Below are 5,337 nucleotides of genomic sequence, written 5' to 3' on the forward strand. Positions count from 1 at the left end.
TATCTACACTCGGCTTCTTTCAATACATTGGACCAAGCTTAATGTTTTTACTTGCCGTACTTGTCTATGGCGAAGCTTTCACACTAGATAAAGCCATTACCTTCGCCTTCATTTGGGGAGCCTTGATTGTGTTCAGTTTTGATGGTCTAACTAATAACAGGCAATCGAAAAAAGCCTTGAACGCGCACTGATCGTTTTTTACAAGACAAATCGCTTACCCACATATAAGCTTGATGACATAGTCATCAAGCTTTTTTTGTTTTATGGATAAGGTCAATTACCACAGTACGGAAAATAAAGAGCTCAGCCTGATTGAAGCGAACTATCAATCGTTCGCTTTTTCGCGCCACTATCATCTTGATTTTCATATTGGTCTTATAACGGGTGGACAGCAAAAATTTCACTATCAAGGTGCAAGCCATCATGTGGGTAAAGGCCAGTTAGTCATCATGCCCCCTGATGAACTGCATGATGGTAAATCCTTATTAGAGTCTGGTTATCAAACCCGCGTGTTTTCACTCGACCCAACATGGTTCAGTGATCTTGCTCAGCTCAAACAGCCCAGTAACTCACTGCACTTCAAGCAGCTCATTATTTCCGATCACAAAGTGTTCAAACCCCTTTCTCAGCTACACCAGTTGCTGGCGAGTAATAACGTCTGTCAACTGGCGAAAGACTGCTTACCTTATGAAGGGTTTGAACGCTTGTTTAGTCATTACGGCAGTTTAGAGCAAAAACATGCTGTCCCATTAGGCAATCAATCCATAGCAACACTGAAAGAGTACCTATTGGATAATCTCGATCAGCCCGTTCGGTTGGAGCAACTATCACAGTTGTGTGACTTGAGCCCAACTCAATTTCAACGCCATTTTAAGGCTAAAGTCGGCTTAACTCCCTATGCATGGTTAAGTCGCCTGAGAATGGAGCAAGGGATGAAACTACTTAAATCAGGAGTTAGCGGTACTGAAGTAGCACACCAAGTAGGATTTTATGATCAAGCCCATTTTAGCAAAGCCTTTAAAGCGACTTACGGTGTCAACCCTTCCAAAATCAGCTAGTGTCAGTTTTTTACAATCTTTTAAAGGCCATTCCTAGCACACTAAACCCATCTAAAATTATCCAATATTGTCCTATGAACGAAATAACCATCCTCTCCACATTGGCCGTGGTTCACTTTGTTGCACTTATGAGCCCTGGTCCTGATTTTGCCCTAGTGGTACAAAACGCCACGCGTTACGGACGCCAGACTGGGCTTTATATTGCCTTAGGTCTTTCATGTGGCATTTTACTTCACTCAGTTCTTAGTCTCACTGGCATTAGCTATTTGGTTCACCAACAACCGACTCTGTTTGCTGCGCTGCAATTGGCTGGCGGAAGTTATTTGTTCTATTTGGGATTCGGCGCACTCAAAGCGAGTTGGTCTAGGTTCAGCCGTCGAAGCGTAGACGAAGAAACACCAAAGCAAGCTGGTCTGCTGCTCAACAATAAACGGGACGCTTTCTCGCGCGGTTTTGCGACCAATATTCTCAACCCCAAAGCTTTGGTATTTTTTGTCAGCTTAATGTCGAGCCTAGTACCAGCAAGCATGTCTCTGACTGGCAAAGGGATCGCACTCGTCATTTTGTGGAGCATCTCGTTGCTGTGGTTTTCATTCCTAGCCTGGGCACTGTCAACTCAACGTATGCAACGCAAAATCAAAGCGATGGCGCACTACGTCGACGGCTTATGTGGCATCTTGTTTACCGTGATTGGCCTCGGTATTTTGTGGCAATCAATCAATGCAATTGCGACTCAACTTTAGGAGCTGCTGATCCGAGTTAACACCTAGTTTCATTCGAGCCAATTTTATCCAATTTAGTATTCCTGTCGGTAAATAGGGCAGATCGGCTCACCTGCTTGTGCGAGATCTCTCACAAGCAAGTGAGTAAATATAGCTTTTTAACTGATAAAAATGTAACCAATCACAGCTAAGCCATTGTTAAAAATGAACTTGTATAAAACACGAACGAATTTTTATGTAGAAATCGCTTTGAGCCATATTGCTGAAAAAAGTTATCCGCGTAATATGAATTGTGTCGGAAGGATTCTGACACGGAACAGGAAATTACCACGGATTAGGTATTCTTCAGGAAGAAGATACGGTTGCTTAGGATGAGTAATCGGCACGGATAGCAAATTGGACATTGAACGGACGCAATAGTAACTAGGATGGTTGCTACTAGGGATGGGAAATGGACACCTCTGGACGAGGAAAGGACTTATCATCAGGACGATGAAAAGGACACCGCTCAAGGAACAAGCGAAGATGAGCTAACGAGGATTGTTAGCGGACCAGGATAGGGTCAAGGACACCGCTAGGATGGCGAGTAAAGGACTAAGCTGAAGGATGTCAGCGTACTATCAAGGAATAGATGCATGGAGCACTTTTAGTAGCCGGATTGCTGCGAGTAAGACTATAACCCCGATGGGCTCACGCCCTCGGGGTTTTTCTTTGTGTAAGATCCTAGATTCTAGTTCCTAGAGAGTTTGTTTTACCATCTCATATCTAGGAACTAGGAACTCGCTTTCTCGTGACTTTTTATAGCTTCTCTAATTTAGCGTAGGCGGTGACTAACCACTTAATCCCTTCACCGTTAAACGCCACTTGAACTCGGCTTTGTGGGCCGCTGCCTTCAAAGTTGATGATGGTACCTTCACCAAACTTAGGATGCATAACTCTAGCGCCTAAACTAAATCCAGTTTCGTTAAAGCTCTCTTTTACTACTGTTTGACTAAAGCGACCTGAGCTTGCTGGGCGGCTAACCTGAGCTTTCATCCGCACTTCATCTAGGCAAGTCTCTGGTAACTCACGAATAAAACGTGACGGCTTATGATACTTATCTTGACCATATAGACGACGCATTTCAGCATAAGTGATATAGAGCTTCTCCATCGCTCGAGTCATGCCCACGTAGCAAAGGCGGCGCTCCTCTTCCAAGCGTCCGGCCTCTTCTGCAGACATTTGACTTGGGAACATTCCCTCTTCGACACCGACCATAAACACCAACGGGAACTCAAGACCTTTCGCACTGTGCAAAGTCATCAATTGCACCGCATCTTCAAACTCATCAGCTTGCCCCTCGCCTGCTTCAAGCGCAGCGTGAGTCAAGAAAGCGGTTAGCAGCGTCATTTCCTCTGCCTCTTCTGGCTTTTCAAACTGACGTGTCGCGGTAACTAGCTCTTCCAAGTTCTCAATACGCGCTTTAGATTTCTCGCCTTTCTCTTGCTCATACATAGCAAATAGGCCCGAGTATTTAATCACATGGTCGGTTTGCTCATGCAGCGAAAGCTCATTGGTGTCATCTTCCAAAGCATTAATTAACTCGACAAAGCGACCTAAAGCACCCGCTGCACGCCCTGCCAAGACTTTCTCATCAATCAAAGCGACACTTGCATCCCACATGGTGCAACCGCGATCGCGAGCAGCGAGGCGGATAGTTTCTAACGTTTTATCTCCTAACCCACGTGTTGGCGTGTTCACTACACGTTCAAACGCAGCGTCATCGTTGCGGTTTGCCATCAAGCGCAAATAGCTAAGCGCATCTCGAATCTCCTGACGCTCGAAGAATCGCATCCCGCCGTAAATACGGTAAGGTAACCCAGCCTGAATCAAGGCTTCTTCAAGTACACGCGATTGGGCGTTGTTACGATAAAGCATCGCCGCATCATTCAGTGCTCCCCCCTTCTCTTGCCACTCTTTGATCTTATTGACCGCAAAGCGCGCTTCATCAAGCTCGTTATAAGCGGAGTAGACAGAGATAGGCTCACCTTCAGCACCTTCTGTCCACAGCTCCTTACCCATACGCTCAGTGTTGTTGGCGATCAAGGCATTTGACGCTTCTAGAATGGTTTTGGTTGAGCGGTAATTTTGCTCAAGACGGATAGTATTGACGCTTGGGAACTCGCGAGTAAACTTCTCGATGTTTTCGATTTTAGCCCCACGCCAACCATAGATAGACTGGTCATCGTCACCCACAATCATCACATGTGAATCAGGACCTGCCATCATACGTAGCCAAGCGTATTGAATGTTGTTGGTATCCTGAAACTCATCCACCAAGATATGTTTAAAGCGCGCCTGATAGTGCTCACGGACAAACTTATTGTCACGCAGTAGCTCATGGGCACGAAGTAGGATCTCAGCAAAATCGACTAAGCCAGCACGGTCACACGCTTCTTGATAAGCGGTATAGAGCTGAAGGTAGGTTTTAGTCACCGGGTCATGGTAGGCATCGATATGGTTCGGGCGCAGACCTTCATCTTTCTTGCCATTAATCCACCAACTTACCTGACGAGCAGGCCACTGTTTCTCATCGAGGTTTTGCGCCTTAATCAAACGACGCAGTAAGCGCTGCTGATCATCGGTATCAATGATCTGGAAATCTTCTGGCAGCTTAGCATCTAAGTAGTGAGCACGAAGAATACGATGACAAATACCGTGGAAGGTTCCATTCCACATTCCCGATGCGCTACCCATCATTAACTCTTCAATACGACCTCGCATCTCTGCCGCCGCCTTATTAGTAAAGGTCACCGACATAATAGAGAACGGCGAGGCTTGCTCAACTGACATTAGCCAAGCAATGCGATGCACGAGTACGCGAGTTTTACCACTTCCTGCGCCTGCCAAGACGAGTAAGTTTTCAAGTGGGGCGGCAACGGCTTCACGCTGCTTGTCATTTAGACCGTCGAGAAGTAATGAAGGATCCATTGGGTGCTCAGCTACTGGTTATCTATACATGAAAAATGATTATAACCTAAACAGCCCCAGCATTTCAGAACAAAAACAAGAAAAAATCACGCAACAAAAACAAATATAAATCAGACACTTAAACAAAAATCACAAATAGTTAAGTGGTTATAGATATTTTTTTGAAAGTTTTTTCACCCACTTTCTATCTTGTTTAATAAGCAAGTTACAGGAAAAACGACCGTCACTTGCCCACATAAAGTAAAGGAATCAAATCTGAGGAAATAACGATGAAAAAGTCTAATCTTGCTGTTACTACTGCTATTACTGGTTTAATCGCTCTTGGTGGCACTATGCTAACTGCGGCCCCTGCAGTGGCAGCAGAAAAAGAAAAATGCTACGGAGTAGCGAAAGCAGGCAAAAATGACTGTGCAACAAAAACTAGCTCTTGTGCAGGTACATCAAAAGAAGATAACCAATCAGATGCTTTCGTAGTCGTGCCAAAAGGCCTATGCGGCAAGCTAACAGGCGGTAGCACTCAATCTTCATAATAGAATTTTTAGGCGGCAACAGGCTCAACTGGCCGTCTTAACTCTACCGTTCATATC

General features: G+C 45.1%; 4 protein-coding genes and 1 pseudogene. 4 read left to right on the forward strand and 1 reads right to left on the reverse strand.

Features of this window, described 5'->3' with window-relative positions; genetic code table 11:
• The 3 genes and pseudogenes from QTO00_RS14225 to QTO00_RS14235 all read left to right on the forward strand — a co-directional run.
• Positions 1-191: pseudogene (locus QTO00_RS14225) on the forward strand (EamA family transporter RarD); the annotation flags it as partial.
• 72 nt (positions 192-263) lie between these two features.
• Positions 264-1,058: an AraC family transcriptional regulator gene (locus tag QTO00_RS14230; protein ID WP_331425388.1), complete on the forward strand. Its 795-nt coding sequence runs from the start codon at positions 264-266 to the stop codon at positions 1,056-1,058.
• A gap of 74 nt (positions 1,059-1,132) precedes the next feature.
• The gene (locus QTO00_RS14235; RefSeq protein ID WP_038210071.1) at positions 1,133-1,801 is read left to right on the forward strand and encodes a LysE family translocator; all 669 of its coding nucleotides are present in this window, start codon (positions 1,133-1,135) and stop codon (positions 1,799-1,801) included.
• Positions 1,802-2,578: 777 nt separating this feature from the next.
• Here QTO00_RS14235 and uvrD read toward each other — a convergent pair.
• A complete protein-coding gene (gene uvrD, locus QTO00_RS14240; RefSeq protein ID WP_331425389.1) occupies positions 2,579-4,750 on the reverse strand; it encodes a DNA helicase II in 2,172 nt (723 codons plus the stop codon).
• A gap of 269 nt (positions 4,751-5,019) precedes the next feature.
• On the opposite strand from uvrD, the gene QTO00_RS14245 reads away from it, so the two are divergent.
• Positions 5,020-5,280, forward strand: coding sequence for a BufA1 family periplasmic bufferin-type metallophore (locus QTO00_RS14245; protein ID WP_331425390.1), 261 nt, complete (start codon positions 5,020-5,022; stop codon positions 5,278-5,280).
• Positions 5,281-5,337 lie beyond the last annotated feature (57 nt).

Origin of the sequence: Vibrio sp. M260118 (genome assembly GCF_036533755.1) — a bacterium.
In the GTDB taxonomy this organism is placed as follows: domain Bacteria; phylum Pseudomonadota; class Gammaproteobacteria; order Enterobacterales; family Vibrionaceae; genus Vibrio.